At 72.4% G+C, this 24,339-nt stretch carries 20 protein-coding genes; 5 read left to right on the top strand and 15 right to left on the bottom strand.

Features of this window, described 5'->3' with window-relative positions; genetic code table 11:
* Positions 1–2: 2 nt before the first annotated feature.
* Genes AC1DUE_RS07390 through AC1DUE_RS07375 form a run of 4 tightly spaced genes read right to left on the bottom strand, consistent with a single transcriptional unit; the run spans position 3 to position 5,185 of the window.
* Positions 3–470 (bottom strand): MaoC family dehydratase, encoded by a 468-nt coding sequence (locus AC1DUE_RS07390; RefSeq protein ID WP_477038755.1) that lies wholly within the window; start codon positions 468–470, stop codon positions 3–5.
* Entirely contained in the window at positions 467–1,648 is a 1,182-nt protein-coding gene (locus tag AC1DUE_RS07385; protein ID WP_477038754.1) for an acyl-CoA dehydrogenase family protein, read from the bottom strand. The genes AC1DUE_RS07390 and AC1DUE_RS07385 overlap by 4 nt, the downstream gene beginning before the upstream one ends.
* Positions 1,626–3,581 (bottom strand): acetyl/propionyl/methylcrotonyl-CoA carboxylase subunit alpha, encoded by a 1,956-nt coding sequence (locus AC1DUE_RS07380; RefSeq protein ID WP_477038753.1) that lies wholly within the window; start codon positions 3,579–3,581, stop codon positions 1,626–1,628. Before AC1DUE_RS07380 ends, AC1DUE_RS07385 begins: the two co-directional genes overlap by 23 nt.
* Positions 3,582–3,586: 5 nt before the next feature.
* Complete coding sequence (locus tag AC1DUE_RS07375) at positions 3,587–5,185, bottom strand: carboxyl transferase domain-containing protein (RefSeq protein WP_477038752.1); 1,599 nt, start codon at positions 5,183–5,185, stop codon at positions 3,587–3,589.
* A gap of 101 nt (positions 5,186–5,286) precedes the next feature.
* Here AC1DUE_RS07375 and AC1DUE_RS07370 point away from each other — a divergent pair, with 101 nt between their 5' ends.
* Positions 5,287–5,871 (top strand): SACE_7040 family transcriptional regulator, encoded by a 585-nt coding sequence (locus AC1DUE_RS07370; RefSeq protein WP_477038751.1) that lies wholly within the window; start codon positions 5,287–5,289, stop codon positions 5,869–5,871.
* 6 nt (positions 5,872–5,877) lie between these two features.
* Here the strand turns inward: AC1DUE_RS07370 and AC1DUE_RS07365 are convergent, their stop codons facing one another.
* Genes AC1DUE_RS07365 through pdhA form a run of 3 tightly spaced genes read right to left on the bottom strand, consistent with a single transcriptional unit; the run spans position 5,878 to position 9,424 of the window.
* A complete protein-coding gene (locus AC1DUE_RS07365; RefSeq protein WP_477038750.1) occupies positions 5,878–7,293 on the bottom strand; it encodes a dihydrolipoamide acetyltransferase family protein in 1,416 nt (471 codons plus the stop codon).
* Entirely contained in the window at positions 7,290–8,297 is a 1,008-nt protein-coding gene (locus tag AC1DUE_RS07360; protein ID WP_477038749.1) for an alpha-ketoacid dehydrogenase subunit beta, read from the bottom strand. The genes AC1DUE_RS07365 and AC1DUE_RS07360 overlap by 4 nt, the downstream gene beginning before the upstream one ends.
* Positions 8,297–9,424: a pyruvate dehydrogenase (acetyl-transferring) E1 component subunit alpha gene (pdhA, locus tag AC1DUE_RS07355; protein ID WP_477038748.1), complete on the bottom strand. Its 1,128-nt coding sequence runs from the start codon at positions 9,422–9,424 to the stop codon at positions 8,297–8,299. Before pdhA ends, AC1DUE_RS07360 begins: the two co-directional genes overlap by 1 nt.
* A gap of 173 nt (positions 9,425–9,597) precedes the next feature.
* On the opposite strand from pdhA, the gene AC1DUE_RS07350 reads away from it, so the two are divergent.
* Both AC1DUE_RS07350 and AC1DUE_RS07345 read left to right on the top strand, forming a co-directional pair.
* Entirely contained in the window at positions 9,598–10,740 is a 1,143-nt protein-coding gene (locus tag AC1DUE_RS07350) for a serine/threonine-protein kinase (RefSeq protein WP_477038747.1), read from the top strand.
* Positions 10,737–11,174 carry a hypothetical protein gene (locus tag AC1DUE_RS07345; protein WP_477038746.1) on the top strand — a complete coding sequence of 146 codons (438 nt, stop codon included), beginning with the start codon at positions 10,737–10,739 and terminating at the stop codon, positions 11,172–11,174. Before AC1DUE_RS07350 ends, AC1DUE_RS07345 begins: the two co-directional genes overlap by 4 nt.
* A 2-nt stretch (positions 11,175–11,176) precedes the next feature.
* Here the strand turns inward: AC1DUE_RS07345 and AC1DUE_RS07340 are convergent, their stop codons facing one another.
* The gene (locus tag AC1DUE_RS07340; RefSeq protein ID WP_477038745.1) at positions 11,177–12,643 is read right to left on the bottom strand and encodes an amino acid permease; all 1,467 of its coding nucleotides are present in this window, start codon (positions 12,641–12,643) and stop codon (positions 11,177–11,179) included.
* 239 nt (positions 12,644–12,882) lie between these two features.
* On the opposite strand from AC1DUE_RS07340, the gene AC1DUE_RS07335 reads away from it, so the two are divergent.
* Together AC1DUE_RS07335 and AC1DUE_RS07330 are read left to right on the top strand one after the other, a co-directional pair.
* Positions 12,883–13,407: a hypothetical protein gene (locus tag AC1DUE_RS07335; RefSeq protein ID WP_477038744.1), complete on the top strand. Its 525-nt coding sequence runs from the start codon at positions 12,883–12,885 to the stop codon at positions 13,405–13,407.
* Positions 13,408–13,487: 80 nt separating this feature from the next.
* Positions 13,488–15,134: a phospholipase D family protein gene (locus AC1DUE_RS07330; RefSeq protein ID WP_477038743.1), complete on the top strand. Its 1,647-nt coding sequence runs from the start codon at positions 13,488–13,490 to the stop codon at positions 15,132–15,134.
* Between the two features lie 115 nt (positions 15,135–15,249).
* Here AC1DUE_RS07330 and AC1DUE_RS07325 read toward each other — a convergent pair whose 3' ends face one another.
* From AC1DUE_RS07325 to AC1DUE_RS07295, 7 genes are all read right to left on the bottom strand, one after another.
* On the bottom strand, positions 15,250–16,929 hold the full coding sequence (locus tag AC1DUE_RS07325; protein WP_477038742.1) for a hypothetical protein: 1,680 nt from the start codon (positions 16,927–16,929) through the stop codon (positions 15,250–15,252).
* A gap of 377 nt (positions 16,930–17,306) precedes the next feature.
* The gene (locus AC1DUE_RS07320) at positions 17,307–18,137 is read right to left on the bottom strand and encodes a hypothetical protein (RefSeq protein WP_477038741.1); all 831 of its coding nucleotides are present in this window, start codon (positions 18,135–18,137) and stop codon (positions 17,307–17,309) included.
* Positions 18,138–18,415: 278 nt separating this feature from the next.
* Complete coding sequence (locus AC1DUE_RS07315; protein ID WP_477038740.1) at positions 18,416–19,840, bottom strand: glycoside hydrolase family 18 protein; 1,425 nt, start codon at positions 19,838–19,840, stop codon at positions 18,416–18,418.
* 112 nt (positions 19,841–19,952) lie between these two features.
* Positions 19,953–20,705: a M15 family metallopeptidase gene (locus AC1DUE_RS07310; RefSeq protein ID WP_477038739.1), complete on the bottom strand. Its 753-nt coding sequence runs from the start codon at positions 20,703–20,705 to the stop codon at positions 19,953–19,955.
* 24 nt (positions 20,706–20,729) lie between these two features.
* The gene (gene hutI, locus AC1DUE_RS07305) at positions 20,730–21,872 is read right to left on the bottom strand and encodes an imidazolonepropionase (protein ID WP_477038738.1); all 1,143 of its coding nucleotides are present in this window, start codon (positions 21,870–21,872) and stop codon (positions 20,730–20,732) included.
* A complete protein-coding gene (locus tag AC1DUE_RS07300; protein WP_477038737.1) occupies positions 21,869–23,185 on the bottom strand; it encodes a formimidoylglutamate deiminase in 1,317 nt (438 codons plus the stop codon). Before AC1DUE_RS07300 ends, hutI begins: the two co-directional genes overlap by 4 nt.
* The gene (locus AC1DUE_RS07295; RefSeq protein ID WP_477038831.1) at positions 23,182–24,330 is read right to left on the bottom strand and encodes an allantoate amidohydrolase; all 1,149 of its coding nucleotides are present in this window, start codon (positions 24,328–24,330) and stop codon (positions 23,182–23,184) included. The genes AC1DUE_RS07300 and AC1DUE_RS07295 overlap by 4 nt, the downstream gene beginning before the upstream one ends.
* Between the last annotated feature and the right edge of the window lie 9 nt (positions 24,331–24,339).

Genomic DNA, 24,339 nt, shown 5'->3' with positions numbered 1-24,339 from the left:
GGTCACGGGTGGCACCAGAACAGGACCGTGCGGGTGGCGGTCGCGACGACGACGTCGTCCTGGTTGCGGCCGGTGTGCTCCAGGGTCACCACGCCCTGCCCCGGCCGGGAGGACGAGAGCCGCTTGTCCAGGACCACCGTCGACGAGTACAGCGTGTCCCCGTGGAACAGCGGGTGCGGGAAGCGGACGTCGGTGAAGCCGAGGTTCGCGACGATCGTGCCCTGCGTGAGCTGGTCGACCGAGCTGCCCACGAGGACGGCCAGCGTCATCATCGAGTTGACGAGCCGCTGCCCGAAGGGTTGGCCGGCGGCCCAGTGGGCGTCGAGGTGCAGCGCCTGGCCGTTCATCGTCAGCGTGCTGAACAGGACGTTGTCGGCCTCGGTCATGGTGCGCCCGGGCCGGTGCACGTACCGGGTGTCCAGCTCGAGCTCCTCGTAGTAGAGCCCGCGCTGCTCGACGTCCCGGATCATCGCGACGAGCCCGCCCCGGCGAACCCCAGCTCGCGCGCGATCACCATGAGCTGCACCTCCGTCGTCCCCTCGCCGATCTCGAGGATCTTCGAGTCGCGGTAGTGCCGCGCCACGGGGTTCTCGTTCATGACGCCGTTGCCGCCGAAGATCTGGGTCGCATCGCGGGCGTTGTCCATCGCGGCCTCGCTGCCGATCATCTTGGCCAGGCTCGCCTCGAGCTTGAACGACCGGCCCGCGACGAGCCGGTTCGCGGCGTCGTACCAGGCCAGGCGCGCGGCGTGCACTCGGGCCTCCATCCGGGCGATCGTGAACGCGATGTGCTGGTTCTCGCCGATGGCGTGGCCGAACACGTTGCGGCTCTTGGCGTAGCGCATCGCCTCGTCGAGACAGCCCTGCGCGGCGCCCGTGCACAGCGCGGCGAACGCGACCCGGCCCTCGTCGAGGGTCTGGATGAACGACGCGAAGCCGCGGCCGCGCTCGCCCAGCAGGTTCGCCGCCGGCACGCGGACGTCCTCGAAGCGCAGCGGGTGGGTGTCGGACGTGTGCCAGCCGACCTTGTCGTAGGCGGGCAGGACGGTGAAGCCGGGCGTGCCGCTGGGGACGAGGATCGCCGTGAGCTCCTTCTTCACCGAGCCGTCCGGACGGATGCTCTCCCCCGTCACCGCCGTGATCGTCACCAGCCGCGTGATCTTGGTGCCGGAGTTGGTGATGAACTGCTTGGTGCCGTTGATGACCCAGTCGTCGCCGTCGAGGACCGCCGTCGTCTTCGTCCCCGCCGCGTCCGAGCCCGCGTCGGCCTCCGTCAGCCCGAAGGCCGCGAGCGCGGTCCCCTGCGCCAGCATCGGCAGCCACTCCTGCTTCTGCGCCTCGGTCCCGCTGCGGAACACGGGCATCGCCCCGAGCCCGACACCCGCCTCGAGCGTCACCGCGATGGACTGGTCGACGCGCGCGAGCTGTTCGACCGCCAGGCAGAGGTCGACGTAGTCCCGGCCCTGGCCGCCGTACTCCTTGGGGAAGGGCAGGCCGAACAGACCCATCTCGCCCATCTGGCCGATGATGTCGTAGGGCAGCTCCCGCAGCGTGTCGTACTTGTAGGCCGCGGGCGCGACGACCGTGTCGGCGAAGTCGCGCACCTCGTCGCTCAGTCGCTGCTGCTCAGGAGTCAGTCCGTAGCTCATTCCCGGTCCCTTCGTGGGGGTCGTTGTCGGGCACTGCCGTGATGGTGGCGACCACTCTGTCGAGGGCCACCTGCTCGGTCGGTCGGACCGAGAGCGTGACGACGCCGTCGCACGGCGCGATGATCCGGTGCTCCATCTTCATGGCCTCGATCGTCAGCAGGACCTGGCCGACGACCACGTCGTCGCCGGTCGCCACGTCGATCGAGACGACGGTTCCGGGCATCGGGGAACGGACCTCCGGGTCCACCGTCCGCGGACCTCGGGTGCGCACGGCGAGGTCGTCGGCGAGGCGCTCGAGACGGCTCCGGACGCGGAGCTCGAACGCCGAGCCGCCCTCGCCCACCCAGGTCACGGGTCCGTCGGACGCGAGGCGCACGCGCTGCACGACGCCGTCGATCTCGACCGCCCCGGGTCCGACGAGGACGGCCGGCGGCTCGTCGCCGACGGTGACCGCGTCGCCGAGCACCGACACCTCGACGCCGCCGACGTCGTACCGGACCGGGCGCGGATCGCCCAGGCGCCAGCCGTCGGAGCGCCACGCGTCCGGGCTCGCGCCCCGTCGCGACGACACGGCCGCGGCGTAGGCGGCCACCGAGGGCCTCGGCGGTTCCAGCCCGGGGATCAGCCGCCCGAGCAGACCGGTGTCGAGCCGACCGGCACGCACGTCGTCGTCGGCCAGGACGGCGCGCAGGAACGCGATGTTCGTGCGGACGCCCAGCACGGTGGTCCGCGAGAGCGCCCCGTCGAGCCGTGCGATCGCCTCGTCGCGCGACGGCGCCCAGGCGATCACCTTGGCCAGCATCGGGTCGTACGCGGACCCGATCACGAGCCCCTCGACCAGGGAGCTGTCGACCCGGACGCCCTCGCCCATCGGCTCGTCGAGCAGGAGCACGGTCCCGGCGGACGGCAGGAACTCGTGCGCAGGGTCCTCCGCGTAGACGCGCGCCTCGACCGCGTGCCCCGTCAGGACCACGTCGTCCTGGTCCAGACCCAGCCGCTCCCCGGCCGCGATCCGCAGCTGCCACTCGACCAGGTCGAGACCCGTGACCAGCTCGGTGACGGGGTGCTCCACCTGCAGCCGCGTGTTCATCTCCATGAAGAAGAACTCCGTCGGCGCCTCGTCGGACACCAGGAACTCGACGGTCCCGGCGCCCACGTAGCCGACGCTGCGGGCGACCTCGCACGCCGCCGCACCGATGCGCGCTCTCGTCGACGCGTCGAGCAGGGGCGACGGCGCCTCCTCGATCACCTTCTGGTGCCGACGCTGCAGGGAGCACTCGCGCTCGCCGAGGTGGATGACGTGCTCGAAGTCGTCGGCGAGGAGCTGGACCTCGATGTGCCGCGGGGTCCGCACCAGGCGCTCGAGCAGCAGGGTGTCGTCGCCGAACGCCGCGGCGGCCACGCGCCGGGAGCTCGCCAGCCCGGCGGCCAGCCCGGTCGCGTCCGAGACGACGGACATGCCCTTGCCGCCCCCGCCGGCCGACGGCTTCACCAGCAACGGGTACCCGACCCGCTCCGCGGCGTCCTCGTCGGCGACGCCTGTGAGCGCCACACCCGGGATCACGGGGACCCCCGCGGCCGCGACGTGCTCCTTGGCGCGGATCTTGTCGCCCATGACCTCCAGGGCCTTGACCCCGGGGCCGACGAAGACGAGCCCGGCCGACTCGCACGCGCGCGCCAGGTCCGCGTTCTCCGAGAGGAAGCCGTACCCGGGGTGGATGGCCTCGGCACCCGTCCGGAGGGCCGCCTGCACCACGGCGTCGATGGACAGGTAGCTCTCGATCCGCACGGCGTCATCGGCCCGAGCGACGTGCAGCGCACCGTGGTCCGCTGCGGTGAACACGGCGACGGCGCGGATCCCGAGCCGGTGCAGGGTCGCGATGACCCGGCAGGCGATCTCCCCGCGGTTGGCCACGAGCACGGTCCGGAACATGGCGGTCACATCCGGAACAGGCCGAGGCGGGGCTCGGCCAGCGGGACGCCTGCGCAGACGTCGAGGGCCATGCCGAGGAGCCGGCGGGTGTCGGCCGGGTCGATGATCCCGTCGTCCCACAGGCGCGCGGTCGCGTAGTACGGGCTCCCCTGCGTCTCGTACTGCTCGCGCAGCGGAGCCTTGAAGGCCTCCTCGTCCTCGGCCGACCAGGACTCGCCGAGCTGGTCGCGGCGGACCGTCGCGAGCACCGACGCCGCCTGCGGTCCGCCCATGACCGAGATCCGGCTCGCCGGCCACATCCAGAGGAACCGCGGCGAGTAGGCCCGCCCGCACATCGAGTAGTTGCCCGCCCCGAACGAGCCGCCGATCACCACGGTCAGCTTGGGCACGCGGGTGGTCGCGACGGCGGTCACCATCTTGGCGCCGTGCTTCGCGATGCCACCGGCCTCGTAGTCCCGGCCGACCATGAAGCCGTTCACGTTCTGCAGGAACACCAGCGGGATGCCCCGCTGGTCGCACAGCTCGATGAAGTGCGCGCCCTTGAGCGCGGACTCGCTGAACAGGATCCCGTTGTTCGCGACGATGCCCACGGGGTGCCCGTGCAGGCGCGCGAACCCGGTCACCAGGGTGGTCCCGTACTCGCGCTTGAACTCGTGCAGCTCGCTGCCGTCGACGAGCCGCGCGATGACCTCGCGCACGTCGTAGGGCGTCTGCAGGTCGGTCGGGACCACGCCGTACAGCTGGCCCTCGTCGACCTTGGGGGGGCGGCTCGGCTCGATCTCCCACGCGGTGCTCCGGGGCGCGGGCAGGGTCGCGACGATGTCCCGGACGATCTGCAGCGCGTGCGCGTCGTTCTCCGCCAGGTGGTCCGTGACCCCCGACCTGCGTGCGTGCAGCTCGCCGCCGCCGAGGTCCTCCGCGGTGACCACCTCGCCGGTCGCCGCCTTCACCAGCGGCGGACCACCCAGGAAGATCGTGCCCTGGTCACGCACGATGACCGTCTCGTCGCTCATCGCCGGCACGTACGCACCGCCGGCCGTGCAGGAGCCCATCACGCACGCGACCTGCGGGATCCCGTCGGCGGACATCCGCGCCTGGTTGAAGAAGATGCGGCCGAAGTGATCGCGGTCGGGGAAGACCTCGTCCTGCCGGGGCAGGAACGCGCCGCCCGAGTCGACGAGGTAGATGCAGGGCAACCGGTTCTCGAGCGCGATCTCCTGCGCCCGCAGGTGCTTCTTCACCGTGAGCGGGTAGTAGGTCCCGCCCTTCACGGTCGCGTCGTTGGACAGGACCATGACGTGCCGGCCGTGCACCAGGCCGATGCCGGCGATGACTCCGGCGCCCGGCGCCTCGCCGTCGTAGAGACCGTCGGCGGCCAGCGGCGCGACCTCGAGGAACGGGCTGCCCTCGTCGAGAAGCACGTCGATGCGCTCCCGCGGCAGCAGCTTGCCGCGAGCGACGTGCCGCTCGCGCGAGCGTTCGGGGCCGCCGAGGGCGGCAGTCCGGAGCCGGTCGTGCAGCTCCGCGACGAGGGCGCGCTGGGACGCGTCGTTCGTCCGGTAGCCGTCCGAGCTCGGGTCGGCCGTCGTGCTGAGCATCTCCATCGACGCAATCTCCAAGGGGTGGCTGGAGAACAACTCAGTTAGGGGTCACTAACTGAAATCAGGCTACAGTTCTCGCACGCCGTTGTCCACGAAGGAGGGTCATGACGCTGGACGTCCCGACCGCCCGCGGTCGCGCCAAGGCCGAGCGCCGCACCGCCCTCCTCTCGTCGGCCGCGCACCTGTTCGCGACCCGCGGCTTCGACGGCGTCTCCCTCGAGGACCTCGGATCGTCGGTCGGGATCAGCGGCCCCGCGGTGTACCGGCACTTCGCCAGCAAGCAGGCCGTGCTCGCCGCCCTCCTCGTCGGCGTCAGCGAGGGTCTGCTCGTCGGCGGGCGGTCCGTGGTCGAGGCTGCCGACGACGACGCGTCGGCCCTGCGCGACCTCGTCCGGTTCCACGTCGACTTCGCCCTGCGCGAGCCCGACGTCATCCGCGTGCAGGACCGCGACCTGGCCGCGCTCGCCCCGCAGGACCGCGAGTCGGTCCGGGACCTGCAGCGTCGCTACATCGACCTCTGGGTCGACGTGCTCAGCCGGCTCAGCCCGTCGACCGAGCGCGCCGAGCTCCGGCTGCGCGCGCAGGCCACGTTCGGGCTGCTCAACTCGACACCGCACAGCGTGCGATCGGTGAGCGCGACCAGGACCCGGACGCTCCTGCAGGAGATGGCGCTGGCCGCGCTCGGGTAGCCGCGCTCAGACCATGCTCAGCACCGATCCGGGCCGGGCGAGGATCGCGCCGACGTCCGTGAGGAAGTGGGCCGCCTCGGCGCCGTCGACGAGGCGGTGGTCGAACGAGACGCTCAGCGTCATGACGTGCCGCAGCGCGATCGCGTCCTGGAACTCCCAGGGCTGCCGACGAACCGCGCCCATGGCCAGGATCGCCGCCTGACCGGGCACCAGGATCGGCGTGCCGGTGTCGACGCCGAGCACGCCGATGTTCGTGATCGTGATCGTCCCGCCAGCCAGGTCCGCAGGCGTCGTGGTGCCCGCCCGGGCGGCCTCGGTGAGGGCGCCGATCGCGTCGGCCAGGTCGGGGAGCCGCAGCCCGTCGGCGTCCTTGACGCACGGCACCAGCAGCCCGCGGGGCGTCGCCGCCGCGATGCCGAGGTTCACGTACCCGTACTCGACGATCTCCCCCGCGGCGTCGTCCCAGTGCGCGTTGAGCGTCGGGTTGCGGCGCAGCGCGATCGTCACGGCCTTGGCGACGAGGGTCAGGATCGAGATGCGGTGACCCGCCAGCGCGCGGTCGTCGCGGAACTGCTCGAGCAGCTCGAGCGTCGGCGTGACGTCGATCGTCAACGACGTCGACGCGTGCGGGGCGGTGAACGCGCTCGCCACCATCGCCGCGGCGGTCTGCTTGCGGACGCCCGTGACCGGGGTCCGCACCTCGCGCGCCGGGCCGCCCGACGCGACCGACTGGGCCGGGCTCGGCGACGGGCTCGCTGCGACCCGCGTGCGGACCGGCCGGCTCGGTGCCGACGGACGGGACCGGTCGACCGCGGGTGCGGACGCCGCGCCCGAGACCACGTGCAGGACGTCCTCGCGCGTGATCAAGCCGTCCTTGCCGGTGCCCTCCACCTTGTTGAGGTCGACGCCCAGATCGTGCGCGAGCTTGCGCACAGGCGGCAGCACCTTCGGACCGACGCGACGGGCCGCGAGCACCACGGCCGCGGCGTCGTCGGCGATCGCGTGCGCCGCCACCCAGGCCTCCGACCGCGACCGCCGACGCGGCCGGGCTGAGGTCTCGGCGAGCGGCCCGTACCCGACGAGCACCGAGGTCCGCACCGGCGCGACGATCTCCGGGGTCTCGTCGGCGGCCGCGTCCTGCGCGTCGACCGGCGGCTCGGAGACCGTCTCGACCACGGCGGGCTCGTCGACCGTGATTGTCAGGAGCGGTGTCCCGACCGGGACGGTCGCGCCCGCCTCGACGAGCAGCTCGGCGACCACCCCGGCGTACGGCGACGGCAGCTGGACCAGCGCCTTGGCGGTCTCCACCTCGGCGACCACCTGGTTGAGCTCGACGGTGTCGCCCACCGCCACCGTCCACTCGACCAGGTCGGACTCGGTCAGGCCCTCACCGAGGTCGGGCAGGGTGATGGTGCGGATCATGACGCCCTCCAGCCGGTCAGCGAGTGCGCTCTGCCCATCACACGGTCGACGGCATCGAGCAGCCGGTCCAGGTCGGGCAGGAAGTGGTCCTCGACCTTCGCCGCGGGGTACGGGGTGTCGAACCCGGTGACGCGCACGGGCGCCGCCTTGAGCACGTCGAAGCACCGGTCGGTGATGCTCGCCGCGATCTCCGCACCGAGCCCGCCGTTCTGCTGCGCCTCGTGCGTGATCACCAACCGACCGGTCTTGCGCACGGACACCTCGAGCGTGTCGAGGTCCAGCGGCGACAGGGAGCGCAGGTCGACGACCTCGACGGACAGCCCGTCGTCCAGCGCGGCCAGCGCGGCGTCCCGGGCGGTCACGACGAGGGGGCCGTAGGCGGCCAGCGTGACGTCGGATCCCTCGACCACGACGCGCGCCCGGTCGAGCGGCAGGGCGCCTGCGAGGTCGTCGGTGACCTCGCCCTTGACCCAGTACCGGCGCTTCGGCTCGAAGAAGACCACGGGGTCGTCGGACGCGATCGCCTGCCGGATCATCGTGTGCGCGTCCTGCGGGTTCGCGCAGGTCACCACCCGTAGGCCGGGCGTGTGGGCGAAGTACGCCTCGGGCGACTCCGAGTGGTGCTCGACCGCGCCGATGCCGCCGCCGTACGGGATGCGGACGGTGATGGGCATGCGCACCGCACCGCCGGTCCGGTAGTGGATGCGCGCCACCTGGGTGACCAGCTGGTCGATCGCCGGGTAGACGAATCCGTCGAACTGGATCTCCACGACGGGCCGGTACCCCCGGTAGGCGAGGCCGACGGCGACGCCCATCATCCCGGCCTCGGCGAGCGGGGCGTCCATGACGCGGTCGGCGCCGAAGTCGCGCTGCAGCCCGTCGGTCACCCGGAACACTCCCCCGAGCCGCCCGATGTCCTCGCCGAGCAGCACCACGGTGGGGTCGTCGTCGAGCGCGTGCCGCAGGCCGTCGTTCAGGGCGGCGGCCATGGTCATCGTGGCCATCAGTCGTCCTCACCGAACATCGCCAGGTACGCGGCGTACTGGCTGCGCTGCCGCTGCAACGACGGTGTCGGTTCGACCAGGACATGGTCGAAGACGCTCAGCGGCACGGGGTCGGGCAGGCCGTAGCAGGCCTCCCGCATGGCCGTCGCGAACGCGTCCGCCTTCGTCTTGATCGCCGCGGCGCGGTCGTCGGGGATCGTCAGGAAGCGCTCGAGCCGCGCGATCGGGTCCTTCGCGGCCCACTCGGCCTTGTCCGACGGGTCGACGTAGCGCGTCGGGTCGTCCGACGTCGTGTGCGGGCCCATCCGGTACGTGACGGCCTCGATGAACGTGGGGCCCTCGCCTCGCCGCGCCCGCTCCAGCGCGACGCGGGTGGCGGCCAGGACCGCGAGGACGTCGTTGCCGTCGACCCGGATGCCGGGGATGCCGTACCCGGCGGCGCGCTCCGCGATCGGGCGCTGCGCCTGCAGGCCCACCGGCTCGGAGATGGCCCACTGGTTGTTCTGGCAGAAGAAGACCACCGGCGCCTGGAAGCTCGCGGCGAACACCATCGCCTCGTGCACGTCGCCCTTGCTCGTGGCTCCGTCGCCGAAGTACGCGACGACCGCGGAGTCGACCCCGTCCTTCACGCAGCCGAGCGCGTACCCGGTGGCGTGCAGGGTCTGCGAGCCGATCATCACCTGCGGCGTCGCCATGCCGATGCTCTTCGGGTCCCAGCCGGCGAGCGCGGTCCCGCGCCATACGCGCACGAGGTCCGCCGGCTGCGCGCCGCGGCAGTACGCGACGCCGTTCTCGCGGTAGCTCGTGAAGGCGAAGTCGTCCTCGCGGAGCGCTCGCGCGGAGCCGATCTGCGCGGCCTCCTGGCCCAGCAGCGGTGGCCACAGGCCGAGCTGCCCCTGGCGCTGGAGCGCGACGGCTTCGGTGTCGAAGCGGCGGACGACGACCATGTCCTCGTAGAGGCGGGTCAGCAGCTCGTTGTCGACGTCGGCGACCACCGGGTCGTACACGGGGTCTTCGCGACGGACGCCCTCGGGCGTCACGAGCTGGACGAGCTCGCCTGACTGGCTCTGACCCTTGGTCGGGTTCCTGCGCAGCGCACGGCTGAGGGACACATCTGCACGCAACATGTTTCGCTCCGTTTGGGTGGCGGAACCGTCGCTCTTGTGAAGCTAGGCCCCATTGCCTGATGTCCTGCCAATGTATGTCCGCACCACTCCCGACGCGAGCCTCGACACGGGCGAACCCTTCTCACCCGGTCCCGACGTGCGTCCCTCATCCGGACGGCCTAGCGTCTGCCGACATGCTGGGACATGTCGACGGGTCGCGCCCGGAGGCACCGTCGGACGACGGCGCCCCGGAGCCCATGCTCCTCGACGGTCGCTACCTCCTCGACAGCGTGCTGGGTCGCGGCGCGATGGCGTCGGTGCACCGCGCTCGCGACGTCCTGCTCGGGCGGGACGTGGCCGTCAAGGTCTTCCCGGCGGTCCACGAGGACACCGACGACCTGATGCGCAACCGCGCCGAGATCAAGGCGCTCGCCAGCCTGCACCACCCCGGCCTGGTCACTCTCTACGACGCCGGCTCCGTCGAGCATCCCGACGGCTCCCAGCAGGTGTACCTCGTCATGGAGCTGGTGGACGGGCCGACGCTCGCGGAGCGTCTGCGCGGCGAGCAGCTCGACGCCGAGCAGACGGCCCGCGTCGGCCGCGAGATCGCCGAGGCGCTCGCGCAGGTCCACGAGCGCGACATCATCCACCGCGACATCAAGCCGGCGAACATCCTGCTGACGAGCCCGCACGCCCTCGACGTCCCCGGTCGGGACGGTGGACCGACCGTCAAGCTCGCCGACTTCGGCATCGCGCGCCTGGCCGACTCCACGAGGCTCACGATGACCGGGATCACGCTCGGCACGGTGCGCTACCTGAGCCCGGAGCAGGCCACCGGCGTCGCGCTGGGCCCGCCGAGCGACATCTACGCCCTCGGTCTCGTCCTGCTCGAGTGCGTCACCGGACGCCCGGCGTTCTCCGGGACGACGGCCGAGGTGGCGCTGGCTCGGCTGGCGGCGCCACCGGACGTGCCGGCCGAGCTCGGCCCGGAGCTGGGCGGGCTGCTGGAACGGATGACCCGGATGGCGCCGGAGGACCGGCCCGCGGCGGCGGAGGTCGCCGCGGGGTTCGCGGCCCTCGTCGCGACGGACCGGACCCTGGCCCTGGCGCACACGCCCGAACCCGTCGCAGCAGTCACGGAAAGCCGGTGGCACCGCCTTCGCACCTCCCGTGCGCTGCTCGCCGCGGGCGCGATCGCGCTGCTGGCGACGGGTGCCCTGCTGATCGGCCAGCGCGTGTCGGCAACCGATCCGCCGCCCGACGCACCCGCCTACCCGACGGTCCAGGGGACGCTCGGGGACTCGCTCGACCAGCTCCAGCGGAGCGTGGAACCGTGAGGCGGCGGGTCGGCTGCGCCGGGCTCGTGCTGGGGCTGGCGCTCGCCGTGGCGGGTTGCGGCAGCACGCCCGAGCTCGACGCCGACCGGGCGCACACCCTCCAGCAATCGGTGCTCGGGGTCACGCAGGCAGCGGCCGAGGGGCGATGGGCGGACGCGCAGGCGCTCCTCGCGACGACGCGGGCGGATCTCGACGCGGGCGCGGACCTCGGTGAGGTGTCCACCGCGCGGTACCGCCAGATCGACACGGCCCTCGACGAGGTCGAGAGCCAGCTGGCCGCCGAGCAGGAGCGCGCCGCCGCGGCAGCCGCGGCCGTGCCTGAGCCGTCGCCCGCCGCGGTCAGCCCGGCCCCGGCCGTCGTCGACACGCCCGCGACGACCCCGAAGGGCAAGGACAAGGGCAAGGGCCCCGGGAAGGGCAAGGGCGGCAAGTAGCGCTACGCCCGCTGGGGTACCTCCCCCGCCAGCCGCGAGCGCCGCATGGAGTACCCGAAGTACACGATGAACCCCAACACCAGCCAGATGACGAACCGCAGCCACGTCTCGACCGAGAGGTTCAGCGCCAGGTACAGGCAGATCGCGGCCGACAGCAGGGGCAGGACCGGCACCCACGGCACCTCGAAGGAACGCGGCAGGTCGGGACGCTTGCGACGCAGCACCAGCACACCGAGGCTGACCATGACGAACGCGCTCAGGGTGCCGATGTTGACCATCTCCTCGAGCACCCCGACGGGCGTCAGGCCGGCGACGAGCGCCACGATGACCGTCACGACGGCGGTGATCACCCACGGCGTGCGGAACGTCGGGTGCACCTTGGCCAGACCGACGGGCAGGAGGTGGTCACGGCTCATCGCGAAGATGACGCGGCTGCCGCCGATCATCAGGGTCAGCACGACCGTCGTCAGGCCCGCGACCGCGCCCGCCGAGATGACCGTCGCCATCCAGTCCTCGCCGTGCGCCGTGAACGCGTTGGCCAGCGCGGCCTCGGGATCGAGCTTGTCGTAGCTCACCATCCCCGTCACGACGATCGAGACGGCGCAGTACAGCACCGTGCAGATGATCAGCGAGCCGATGATCCCGATGGGCAGGTCGCGCCTCGGGTTGCGGGTCTCCTCGGCGGTCGTCGCGACGACGTCGAATCCGATGAACGCGAAGAACACGAGCGCGGCGCCCGCGACGACGCCGCCCCAGCCGAATGTCGACGGCTCGACCCCCGCGAGCGCCTGCAGCAGCGGCTGGGTCAGCCCGGTCGTCTTCTCGGTGGCCTGGGCGGGCGGGATGAACGGGCTCCAGTTGTCGGTGGAGATGAACTGGATGCCGGCGATGATGACGAACAGGACCACGAACAGCTTGAGCGCGACGAGCACGAGGTTGACCCGCAACGACTCCTTGATCCCGATCGTGATGAGCACCCCGAGCACGACGACGAGCAAGATCGCCGGGACATCGACGACACCGCCGTAGCCGATCGACTCGGGGATCGAGAAGCCGAGGTTCTCGCACAGCACGCCCAGGTACGCGCTCCAGCCCTGCGCGACGACGCTGGCGCCCAGGAACATCTCGAGGATCAGGTCCCAGCCGATGATCCACGCGAAGATCTCGCCGAGGCTCGAGTAGCTGAACGTGTACGCCGACCCCGAGACCGGGACGGTCGAGGCGAACTCGGCGTAGCACATCGCCGCGAGCGCGCAGCAGATGCCCGCGAACACGAACGACAGGACGATCCCCGGCCCGGCGACGTCGTGCGCCGCCCGCCCGGTGAGCGTGAAGATGCCCGCGCCGATCACCACGCCGACGCCGAACACGATGAGGTCGAGCGCGCTCAGCGAGCGCTTGAGCTGGTACTCCGGCTCCTCGGAGTCCGCGATCGACTGCTCGACGGACTTGATGCGCAACACGCTCATGACCGGGTCCCCCGACGTCGCCCAGATGGTCAGGAAAGTCTGTCGGAACCTCCGACATCACGCGCGGCGTACCGAGGGGCCCGGATCCATCAGCCGAGGCCGTGCGCGAGGCCCCCGTCACTGCTGGTGGACATCCGACTCAACACCGCCACCCGCGCGGTCGATGACCAGGTCGAAGACGTGCATGAAGAACAGGGGATGGCGTGGTCCGGATCAGGACGTTCAGAAAGACCCGAGGCGTGCTGTGGTGGTTGCTCCTCGTGACGCTCGGGGTGGTCTACGCGCTGGGCGGCATCGCGAACCACGACCTCGGCACGACGGTCGGTGGCCTCGCGATCGCCGCCGGCATCGGTGGGATCCTCGTCTCGTCGAGGGTCTGGGTCGACGTCGAGAACGGCGCGTTCGTGCATCGGATCCTGCCGTTCGTGCGGATGCGATTCCCCTTGTCCTCCGTCACCGCTCTGAGCATCGGGCGGCAAAAGTCCTTCGTGATGCTGTGGCGTCAGACCGACCGCATGGTGCCGTTGCCCCTCCTACTCGTTCGCCCTCGTCGACCCGTCCTCGCGCAGCCGGTGGCCACCCTGGAGGCGATCGTCGAGGCGCTCATCCGGCACACGCCGGAGGCAGTCCACCACGCCGTGGTCGCGACGCTTCGCGACCACGTCGCGTACGCCTCGACGGGAGCGCCCCTGGACGCGTCACCCCTCGCCGGATTCCTGGCCGTTCCCCGAACGGCATCACCGCGGCCTGACGCGGCCCGGTAGCTGTCGACGACGAGGCGGCTACGCGGGGCTCCGCGATTTCGCGCGTGGCCCGGACCGGCCACCTGTGCGAGGTTGGGCAGGTGCACCGCCACGCGCTCCAGCCAATTCGTCCCAGGTCGGCCGGAGTTCGGCTGCCGGCGGTCGCGGCGGGCCGCACCGAGCTCGGGTGGCTGCTCACCGGCGACCAGCGCGGCAACGATGCGACCCGGATCCGGCCGTGGACCGAGGGCAACGCGGTGCGCCCGCTCGTGCACGGCGCCACGTACTTCGCCGCCCTCGCCGCAGCGCTGGCCGACGCGGGCGACGGCGACCTCGTGCTCTTCAGCGACTGGCGCGGAGATCCCGACGAGCGGCTGACCGACGACGGCCCGACCGTCGCCGAGGCGCTCGAGGCAGCCGTGTCGCGCGGCGCGCTGGTGAAGGGCCTGATCTGGCGCTCGCACCTGGACCGGCTGCGGTTCTCGAGCGAGGAGAACCGCAACCTGGCCGAGGCCGTCAACGACGGCGGCGGCGAGGCGCTGCTCGACCAGCGCGTGCGCTCGGTCGGCAGCCACCACCAGAAGTTCGTCGTCATCCGCCACCCGGACCGTCCGGGGGACGACGTCGCCCTGCTCGGCGGCATCGACCTGGCGCACGGGCGCCGCGACGACACCGACCACCAGGGCGATCCGCAGGGCCAGCCGTTCGCGCACCAGTACGGGCCGCGCCCGCCGTGGCACGACGTCCAGGTCGCTATCCGCGGCCCGGCCGTCCGGGACGTCGAGGACGTGTTCCGGGAGCGCTGGGAGGATCCCGCCGCGCTGTCCCGGTTGCCCTGGCAGGCGGTGCCCGACCTCGTGCGGCGGGAGGACAGAGACCCCAGCCGCCTTCCGCCGGCGGCGCCGGACCCGCCCGACGCCGGGACCTGTGCGGTCCAGCTCCTGCGCACCTACCCGAAGCGCCGCCCCGGCTACCCGTTCGCGCCCGACGGGGAGCGCAGCGCCGCGAGGGGGTACGCCAAGGCCCTGCGCCGCGCCCGGCGCCTGGTCTACGTCGAGGACCAGTACCTGTGGTCGGCCGACGTGGCGCAGGTCTTCGCCGCCGCTCTGCGCCGCGAGCCTCGTCTGCACCTGGTCGCTGTCGTCCCTCGCTACCCGGACCAGGACGGCCGCCTGGGCCTGCCGCCCGTGCGGCTCGGCCACGCCCGGGCCCTGCAGATCGTGCGCGCCGCGGGCGGCGACCGCGTCCAGGTCTTCGACGTCGAGAACCGCGACGGCTGCCCCGTCTACGTGCACGCCAAGGTCTGCGTGATCGACGACGTGTGGGCCACGGTCGGCAGCGACAACCTCAACCGTCGCTCCTGGACCCACGACTCCGAGCTCACCGCGGCGATCCTGGACCGGCAGCAGGACGGTCGCGAGCCGCGCGACCCGGCGGGCCTGGGCGACGGCGCGCGACGCTTCGCGCGCGAGCTGCGGCTCGAGCTCCTGCGTGAGCACCTCGACCGTGACGACGACGAGGGGCTGATCGACCTCGCCGACGCCATCGAGGCCGTGCGCTCGAGCGCGGCCGCCGTCGACCGGTGGCACGACGGCGGGCGGACGGGTCCACGTCCGCCCGGCCGGCTGCGGACGCACCCGCAGGTGCACCTGCCGCTCTGGGAGCGGCTGCTGGCGACACCCGCCTACCACGCGATCGTCGACCCCGACGGACGGCCAGGGTGGATGAAGCTGCGCAGCCAGCACTGACGTGCACCGGCCGACCCCGCTCGAGTCGCTGGTCCTGGTGGGCCGTCCGTCGCCGCAACGACCGACGGGRCGCGGTGCCGGCTGTCGGCCCCGCGYCCCGTCGATGGTGCTCCGGTCAGGCGCGAGCGCGCCTGCGCAGCCAGACCAGCACGAGCCCGCCCGCCAGGATCAGCGTGGCGAGGCCGGCCACCAGCGCGGACGACGAGCCTGTCGCCGCAAGCACGGGCTCGTCCGCCATGACGGTGCTCGCCGTCGACGGCGCGGCACCGCCCGAGCTCAACGCGGCCACGAACGGCTGTGTCACGGTGAACGGGACCCAGCCGATGAGGGTGCCGGACGTGTCGTAGGCGGCCATCCGGTGCGCACCGGGCGTCGCGTCGGCCGGGATCGTCACGATGGCGAAACCTGCCGACGAGAGGGTGACCCGACCCAGCGACGTCGGGGCGGAGAACAGCACCAGGTCGACCTGCTGACCGGCGAACCCGTCGACCGTCACGCCGATCTGGCCGCCGGGCGTCGCACCGTCGGTCACGGTGATGTTGCCCTGGGTCTCGGGCGTCAGGTCGTCCTCGGCCGGAACCGCGGGCACCGTCGGGGTCACCGGAGCGGTCGGGGCTGCCGGGGTCGTCGGGGCGACGGTGCAGTCGGCGGCGGACGTGACCGTGAACGACGTGCTGACCTTGGCCTTGCCGGCGGGGCCTACGGACCAGGCCCAGCCGGCGAGCGGCGGGGCGAACTCGTATCCCGCCGTCGCGTTGGCGATGACCGAGTACGTGCCGGGCGCCAGGGAGCCCTTGTTCGCGACCTTGGTGCCGTTCAGGTAGACGTAGACGGTCGAGACGCCGGCGCCGGAGGCGACGGCGACCGCCCCGGGCGTGAAGGTCGCACCGTCACCGGCCGGAGTGCAGGTCTGGTTCGTGACCGTCAGTGCAGGCGGCGCGACGGGGCAGCGGGAGTCGTCCTGCACGTGCGTCCACTGCGGCGCCGGGTCGGAGGCGGGGAACTGGTAGCCGGACCCCGGGGTCGCGACGACCGTGGCCTCACCCGTCGCGGACGTCGTCACCGCGTACGTGTATCGGGCGGTGCTCGTGAACTGCCACGCGCCGTTGCCGTCGATCCCGCACGCGTCGACCCAGACCGGGGCGGGCGGGGTGACGGTGGTGAGGCACGACGAGCCCGACATCTGCGGAGCCACGGTCACCGTGCGCGTCTGGGCGGTCTTCGTCGGGGAGCCGGAGCCGTCGAACCAGGTGCCGAACGGGTAGTCGCCCGTACCCGCGTCACCGATGCGCAACGCCGTCAGCGTGTAGGTGCCCGGCCCCGCGTAGGCGGGCGAGACGTACAGGTGGTACCCGGGGCCCTCGTACCCGTTCGGGTTCTCCGCCGGCGACCACGTGGTGAAGTCCGGCGAGATCCCTCCCGGGCCGATGCACGTCGCGGCCGTGGCCTGCGGCCAGGCGATCGTGACGACGGTCCGGCAGGAGTCCGCGGAGAGCTTGGGGCCCAGTGCGCCGGTGAACGTCTGCGTGGCCTTCCCGCCGGCGAAGGTGAACCCGGCGGCGGCGGTCGCGACGACCGAGTAGGTGGTCTTGGTCTCGACCGGGGTGCCCCAGGTCGCGTTGGCGATGTCGCCGAGCGAGACGTGGGCTCCCGTGGAGCACGTCGGTGCCGTCGTGGTGACCGCGGCGGTGGCGTCGGCGGTGCTGGCGCTGGCGGGGCCGGCGATCGCCAGCATGGCGGTGCCGAGGGCGGCGATGGCCGCGAACGACGCCAGGCGTCGTTGTATCGAGTTCACGGAGTTCCTTCATCAGGGGTGCGTTGGCGCACGGTGGTCACCCGCCCGGACCAGGGCGGGCCGTGGTCGGGCGAGAGAATTGATCGAGAGACAGCGCCCGGGGTGGGCAGCGACGACGCGTCGCGCGGCATGACGCGCTCGCGCCGACCGTGAAGGTCGGGTACGCGTCGGGAATCACGCTTCGCGGCCTGCCCGATCGCCGGGACGAACCGACTCGGGACCGGGCTGCCGCGCGCAGAGCGGACAATTCGGCGGACAATTCCACCGAGGGAAATCGGACACGACCGGGGGCATTCTGCGGAGATTTCTCCACTGGTGTCCGGCGCTGCCCAGGGGGTGAGCCGCGGTTGCGGCTCGCCCCCTGGGCGAAACGTCTGTCAGACGGCCGGGACGTAGACCAGGAACACGGCCGCGGTGCCGACCTTGAAACCGTCGCCAGGCAGCGTGGCCGGGAGCACGTAGCCGGTGTTCGGGGTGAACACCAGGCGGTAGCGCACGACCGGGCCGGTCAGCGGCGTGCCGCCGTGGGTGGTGAAGCCGGTGCCGTCGGCGAGCGTGGTGACCGAGGAGACCTTCCACGTGCCGTTGTGGAAGTCTCCGTACTGCGGCGTGGCCTTGGCGCCCACACCGAGCACGTCGGGAGCGGCGAAGTCGCACGCGAAGCCGAAGTCGATGTGCCACTGCCCGGCGTTCGCCGCGACGAAGCCCGGGTTGGTCGTGTACGAGACCCAGAACTGGCCCGCCATGGCTCGGGTCACGTTGACCGGGCCGGTGATCGCGACGTTCTGGTCGTACCCGGTCACGCCGTACAGGTAGGTCTTGACGTGCGGCGTGTACGGGACGGTGACGTTGGCCAGCGGGACCTGGCACACGTTGGTGGTGTCGAACTGCGGCAGGGTGACCGGGCACGACTGCACGGCGGCGTACGCCTTGCTGGTCGCACCGTTCGCGAACTGGTACCCGTCAGCGGCCGTCGCCGAGATGCCGACCTTGCCGTTGAGGTCCTTGTGGTCCACGAAGGCACCCCACGTGACACCGGTCACCGAAGGCAGGGCCAGGGTGGCCGGGTCGATGCAGCTACCGACGAGCGGGTTGGCCGGGACCGGGACGGTGACGATGTCCGCGGCGCCGGCCGCAGAGGACAGGCCGACGAGCGCCGCGCCCGCGAGGGCGATGGCGGCGATGCCGCCGACGATGGTCTTTCTCACATTGACTCCAAATGAGTGATCTTTTGATTTCGGCTCAGTGTGCGGCCACCTCCGTGAGCCCATGCAGGACTTAGGTAATGCGTCGTCGGAAGAACCGGACAACGCGGCAGGAAATGCAAGGACAAATCGCGCATCACATGACGCAGGTCACAGCAACGGGCCGCCGCGCGAAAGGCACAAAAGGGCGTTCCGCTCGGCTCGCGACCATGCTCGCGCCCGCCCGGCCGGTCGCGGCGTTCGAGTGACTCGACTGCGCCGAACGGGCGACAGCGTCCCGGCTACTGCAGCACGGGCCCGAGCGCGGCGATCAGGGCGTGGCTGTCCGAGTCCTGGCTGAGCTCCCACGCCATCGCGCCACGCAGGTGCAGCGCCTTGATGAGCTTCGTCCGCTCACCGACGGACCTGGGGCTGGAGTAGACGATCACCGTCGGGACCGTCGCCGGGCCGGTGGTGAGGTTCGGGTGGGCCGCCGCCGGGTTGACGAGGTACGGCTCCCCTGCCAGCGGGTTCCAGTACGCGGTGTAGCCGGCGCCGCCCGTGACTCCAGCGGCATCCACGTAGCCGCCCTCGTCGACGAGCGCGTGGTAGCTCGGCTGCGGCGTGACGTCGACCGTCAGCGAGTTCGAGTCCGTGCCGGTGTTGTCGAACGCCGTGTAGAGGCCATGGTTCGCGGTCCCGGTGCGCAGGTACTGCTGGGCGTAGAACGGCACCCCGACGACGATCTTGCTGGCCGGCACCCCGTTGAGCAGGTACCAGGCGACGGTGCCGCTCGTGTTCCAGGTGAGGTCCTTGGCGTTGGGGTCGCGCGGGTCCGGGGTGAACAGGGTGTTCGGCGACGCCTTCGGCCCGCTCGGCACGTTGAAGTCGTACGTCATCACGTTGTCCCAGTCGAGGTACTTCGTGATCTCCCTCAGCTCGTAGTACTTCGTCGAGCTCTTCGCCGCCGGCAGCGCCGCAGTGAGCAGGTAGTGCTTGCCGGTCGTGGCGCCGTACGCGTCGAGCTGCTTGCGGAACTCGGCCGCCAGCAGCGTGGCGTTGTGGCGGTCGGCCGGGCCGACGTTCACGTTCCCGCCGGCCACCTGCGTCGGGTACTCCCAGTCGATGTCGATGCCGTCGAACAGGCCGGCCGCCGCGCCGGCGCCACCGGCGCCCTCGGGCCAGCCGCCGCCGGGGAGGTTGCCCTTGATGAAGGTGTCGATGCAGGACGCCACGAACGACTGCCGCAGCTCGGGGGTGGAGGCGAGCGTGGAGAACCACGTCGACTTGGTCCAGCCGCCGAGCGAGATCTCGACCTTGAGGTTCGGGTTGGCGGCCTTGAGCTTCTGCAGCTGGTTGAAGTTGCCGAACAGGTGCTGGTCCGGGTTGCTCGGGTCGTCCGCGGCGCCGTCGACCGTGTTGTCGCCGCTCCAGTAGACCTGCTGGTAGTCGGCCCACGGGTCGAGGACGTTGCAGCTCGCCGCGCCCGTCGCGGGGTCGTACCCCGGCACGCCGAACGCGTACTGGATGACGTTGAGCTGGGTGACCGGGATGTCCTTGACGAAGTACCCGCGGCCGTAGACGTCCCAGTCGGCGAAGTAGGCCGTGACGACCTTGCTCGGCGCGTCGGGCGAGGGGGCCTTCGCGGCGGCGGGGGTCGCGACGAGTGCGGCGCTCACGCCGACGGCCACGGCAACGGAGACGGACAACCGACGGGACCGGCGCATGAGGCTCTCCTCGACACTGGGGGAAGTCAGAGTTTGTAAGTACTCCTACCAAATGGCAGTACCCCCACCCTATGACCCGGCGTGCGATCCGCGTCAAGAGTCCGTTTCGTCCTCAGTCTCCTGTCAACGAGAAGTGCTGGTAGTCGATGGGGCCCGACCACGCGCCGCCCCAGGACCAGCCGATCGCCTCGAACGCCTGCACCACGCCGTCCCCTGGCTGGACCACCCCGGCGCCGCCGACCGACCGGTCCGCGAACGCGCGACCGTCGCGGGGGTACACCGACCCGCCCAGCACGTAGGGGTTCTCGATCGGGTTGAGGTCGATCGCCCGGCCGTACGCGTGCTGCGACCACTCGGTGCCGCCCGTGATCGCGCGGCAGTTGAACGCGGAGGTGTTGTCCGCTGCCATCGACGCGTCGTCGTCGGCGCCGAAGTCGTCGACCAGCCTCATGGACCGGATCGGGTAGCCCTCCTCGAACAGGGTGCGGAACACGGCCACCACGCCGTCCGCCACGTCGGCGTGCACGACGAGCTCACCCTGGGCGATCTCGTCCGTCGCGAAGCCGTGGTGGGTGACCGTCACGTACCGCAGGTCGGCCAGGTCGACGGGACACCCCGGGCGCCACGACGACGACATCCGGGCGGCGAGCTCGGGCGTGATCGGGCTGATGGAGGACGCGAACGCCGGGGCCTCCGGCGTCGGCGGGGCCGGGCTGGGCGCAGTGGCCTTGGAGGGCTTGATGTCCGGCGGCACGCTCATGACCGCGGGTGCGCTCGGCCGCTGCCCACCGTCCCCCGGACTGCACCCGACCAGCAGCCCGGCGGCCAGTACCACCGTCGCTGCACCGCGCCCGAGCCCGCTCACCGGGACACTCTCTCGCGACCGGACCTACAGCGTCAGACCTCGCGCGATGGGGACGCCCGGCCGGTAGGCGAGGTGCCGGTAGCTCGGGGCGTCGAGCACGGCCAGGTCGGCGCGGGCACCCATGGCGAGGTGCCCGACGTCGTCCCGGCGCAGGGCGTGCGCGCCCCCGAGGGTCGCCGCTCGCAGGGCCTCCTCGATCGTCATCCGCATCTCGCGGACGGCGAGCGCGATCATCAGCGGCATCGACGTCGAGAAGCACGTCCCGGGGTTGCAGTCGCTGGCCAGCGCGACCTCGACGCCCGCGTCGAGCAGCCGACGCGCGTCGGGGTACGGGGACCGGGTCGAGAACTCGACGCCCGGCAGCAGGGTCGCAACCGTGTCGCCGTCGGCCAGGTCCGCGACGTCGGCTGCCGACAGGAACGTGCAGTGGTCGACGCTCGCGGCCTTGAGCTCCACGGCGAGCCGGACGCCCGGGCCGTGACCCAGCTGGTTGCCGTGCACGCGCAGCCCGAGGCCGGCCGCCGCCGCGGCGAGCAGCACCGCGCGGGCCTCGTGGCCGTCGAAGGCGACGGGGCTCGCGGGCTCGCAGAAGACGTCGGCCCACCGGGCGTGCGGCGCGCAGGCGGCGAGCATCGGTCCCGTGACCAGCGCGACGTAGTCGGCCCGGTCGATCCCGGGCGGGACGATGTGCGCGCCGAGGTACGTGGTCTCGTCGGTGACCTCGCGGGCCAGCCGGAGCAGGCGCTCCTCGGTCGCGACGTCGAGGCCGTAGCCGCTCTTGATCTCGATCGTCGTCGTGCCCTGGGCGCCGGCCTCGTCGACGAGCCGTCGGAGGCGCCCGCGCAGCTCGTCGTCGGACGCCGCCCGGGTCGCCGCGACCGTCGTCGCGATCCCGCCGCCGGTGTACGGGACCCCCGCCATGCGGGCCTCGAACTCCGCGGCCCGGTCGCCCGCGAAGACGAGGTGCGTGTGCGAGTCGACGAAGCCGGGGACCACGGCCGCGCCTTGCACATCGGTGCGACGGTCGGCGGCTGGGGCGTCCGCGGCCCGTCCCACCCAGGCGACGCGACCGTCCTGCGTGACGAGCGCGGCGTCGAGCAGCGGGCCGTCGAACCGCGGGTCGTGGGTGACCAGCTCGCCGATGCCCGTGACCAGGTGCGACGTCATCGGGTCTCCTCCCACGCGGCACGGATCGCCGTGCCCAGCATCGCGCCGACGTCGCCCAGGACGTGCCGCCCTGCCTCGACACGCACGACGCCGCCCACCACGACCGTGTCGACGTCGGCGCTGCCGGCGACGAGGACGAGCTGTGCCGGGTCGGCGCCGGCGGTCCGCGGGGTGTCGGTGCGGACGGCGACGAGGTCGGCGACAGAACCCGCTGCGAGCCGCCCGCCCGTCGGGTCGCCCAGGCTCGTGTGGCCACCGGTCGTCAGGACCCTCATGAGGTCGGCCGGGGTCAGCACGCCCCGCGTCTCGGCGGCGAGGCGCTCGTGGAGCTCGACCGACCGGGCCTCGGCGAGCAGGTCCGTGCGGACGTGCTGGTCGCTCCCGACCGAGAGCCGTGCGCCGGCGGCGTGCAGCGCGGCCCCCGGGGCGATCCCGTCGCCGAGGTCCTGCTCGGTCGACGGGCACAGGCACACCCCGGTGCGCGTCGAGCCGAGCGTGGCGACGTCCTGCGCGGTCAGGTGGACTGCGTGGACCGCGGTCGTGGCCGGACCGAGGGCGCCGGCGTCGGCCAGGACGCGGGTCGGGGTCGCGCCGAACGTGCCCAGGGCCTGCTCGTTCTCCAGGCGCTGCTCGGAGAGGTGGACGTGCAGCGGGCGGCCCGTCGCGTGCGCGGCGATCGTCGGGAGATCGTCGAGCGGGACGGCGCGGACGGAGTGGATCGCGGCGCCGACCGTGAGGGTGTCGTCGGGCCGGATCGCCGCCACGCGGGCGGCCCACGCGTCGGCGTCGTGGTCCCCGTACCGCAGCTGGGCGCCCTCGAGCGGTGCGTCGATCCCGCCGGTCAGGTAGGCGGTGTCGAGCAGGGTGATCCGCAGTCCCGCGTCGCGCGCGGCCGTGCGCAGAGCCTCAGCCATGACGTTCGGGTCGTCGTAGGGCGCTCCGCCGGGGCCGTGGTGCAGGTAGTGGAACTCCCCCACCGCCGTGACCCCGGCGAGCACCATCTCGGCGTACGTCGCGCGCGCAAGGTCGAGGTAGGCGTCCGGTGTGAGCGTCGCCGCGAGCGCGTACATCTGCTCGCGCCAGGTCCAGAACGTGCCGCCGTGGTCGTGCGTCCGGCCGCGCAGCGCCCGGTGGAACGCGTGCGAGTGGGTGTTGGCGAACCCGGGCAGGACGACGCCGGGCAGGCGATGGTCGGTCGGGTCCGGGGCGGTGCCGGCGGTGACCGTCGTGAATCGTCCGTCCGCCTCCGTGAGGCGGACGTCGGCGGCCAGGCCGTCCGGGAGCCAGGCCTGCGCAGCCCAGTAGCTCGTCACGCGAGCAACCGTTCCAGCGTCGTCGTCAGCGCGTCGATGCCCGCGAGGCAGTCGGCCTCGTCGGCGTCCTCCGCGGGTGCGTGCGAGATCCCCGACGGGTTGCGCACGAAGAGCATCGCCGTCGGGATCCCGGCGGCGGCGAGGATGCCGGCGTCGTGGCCCGCGCCCGTGCTCAGCCGCGGGGAGCCGCCGAGCGCGTCGACGACGGTGTCCGCGAGATCGGCGTCGAGCACGGTGACCGGGGTCCAGGACTCCTGCGCCGGGGCGTACCGGGACAGGTCGGCGAGGACCGCGGTGACGGCGTCCTCGGACTCCGCCCGGACGTCGAGCCAGGCCGTGACCTGCGACGGGATCGCGTTGACGCCGTTCGGGTCGACGCGCAGCTTGCCGACGGTCGCGAGCGCGCCGTTGTCGAGCGCGGCCGACCGGACGTGCGCGATGAGCGCCGCCAGGTCGAGCATCGGGTCGCGCCGGTCGGCCAGCGGCGTGGTGCCCGCGTGGTTGGCCTCGCCGCGCAGCTCGACCCGCCAGCGGCCGTGCGGCCAGATCATCCGGCCGACACCGACGGCGTCGCCGCTGTGCACGAGCCCACGGCCCTGCTCGACGTGCAGCTCGACGAACGACGCGATCCGCCCGAGGGCCTCGTCGTCGCGACCGAGCGTGCCGGGGTCGCGGCCGGCCTTGGTCAGGGCGTCGGCCATCGTGACCCCGTCGGCGTCGCGCAGGCTGCGGGCCTTGTCGGCGTCGAGCGCCCCGGTGATCAGGCGGGACCCGGCGCAGGCGACGCCGAACCTGGCGCCCTCCTCGTCGACGAAGTTCGCGATGCCCAGGGGCCGCGAAGACGAGAAGCCCTGGTCACGGAGGATGTCGAGCGCTGCGAACGCGCTGACCACACCGAGCGGCCCGTCGAACGCGCCACCGCCGGGCACCGAGTCGAGATGGCTGCCGCTGACGACGCCGGGCGTCGCGTCCGGGTCGCCCCACCACGCCCACTGGTTGCCGGCGCGGTCGGTCACCAGGTCCAGGCCGCGAATCGCCGCCTCCCCCGCGAACCACTCGCGCAGCACATGGTCCTGCGCCGTCCACGCGAACCGGCGGTAGCCACCGTCGTCGGCCCGGCCGACGGGCGACAGGTCCGACCACATCCGGGCGAA

Source organism: Cellulomonas sp. P4_A2, from assembly GCF_056402515.1.
Note: the sequence above shows the minus strand (reverse complement) of the source record. Positions and strands in the feature narration are given on the sequence as shown.

What these genes read in the sequence shown, in the direction of transcription:
- AC1DUE_RS07380 (WP_477038753.1), bottom strand. Translation starts at nt 3,581, where the DNA reads ATGTTCCGGACCGTGCTCGTGGCCAACCGCGGGGAGATCGCCTGCCGG.
- AC1DUE_RS07365 (WP_477038750.1), bottom strand. Translation starts at nt 7,293, where the DNA reads ATGATCCGCACCATCACCCTGCCCGACCTCGGTGAGGGCCTGACCGAG.
- AC1DUE_RS07360 (WP_477038749.1), bottom strand. Translation starts at nt 8,297, where the DNA reads ATGGCCACGATGACCATGGCCGCCGCCCTGAACGACGGCCTGCGGCAC.
- AC1DUE_RS07385 (WP_477038754.1), bottom strand. Translation starts at nt 1,648, where the DNA reads ATGAGCTACGGACTGACTCCTGAGCAGCAGCGACTGAGCGACGAGGTG.
- pdhA (WP_477038748.1), bottom strand. Translation starts at nt 9,424, where the DNA reads ATGTTGCGTGCAGATGTGTCCCTCAGCCGTGCGCTGCGCAGGAACCCG.
- AC1DUE_RS07390 (WP_477038755.1), bottom strand. Translation starts at nt 470, where the DNA reads ATGATCCGGGACGTCGAGCAGCGCGGGCTCTACTACGAGGAGCTCGAG.
- AC1DUE_RS07315 (WP_477038740.1), bottom strand. Translation starts at nt 19,840, where the DNA reads ATGCGCCGGTCCCGTCGGTTGTCCGTCTCCGTTGCCGTGGCCGTCGGC.
- AC1DUE_RS07370 (WP_477038751.1), top strand. Translation starts at nt 5,287, where the DNA reads ATGACGCTGGACGTCCCGACCGCCCGCGGTCGCGCCAAGGCCGAGCGC.
- AC1DUE_RS07295 (WP_477038831.1), bottom strand. Translation starts at nt 24,330, where the DNA reads ATGTGGTCGGACCTGTCGCCCGTCGGCCGGGCCGACGACGGTGGCTAC.
- AC1DUE_RS07350 (WP_477038747.1), top strand. Translation starts at nt 9,598, where the DNA reads ATGCTGGGACATGTCGACGGGTCGCGCCCGGAGGCACCGTCGGACGAC.
- AC1DUE_RS07340 (WP_477038745.1), bottom strand. Translation starts at nt 12,643, where the DNA reads ATGAGCGTGTTGCGCATCAAGTCCGTCGAGCAGTCGATCGCGGACTCC.
- AC1DUE_RS07375 (WP_477038752.1), bottom strand. Translation starts at nt 5,185, where the DNA reads ATGGAGATGCTCAGCACGACGGCCGACCCGAGCTCGGACGGCTACCGG.
- hutI (WP_477038738.1), bottom strand. Translation starts at nt 21,872, where the DNA reads ATGACGTCGCACCTGGTCACGGGCATCGGCGAGCTGGTCACCCACGAC.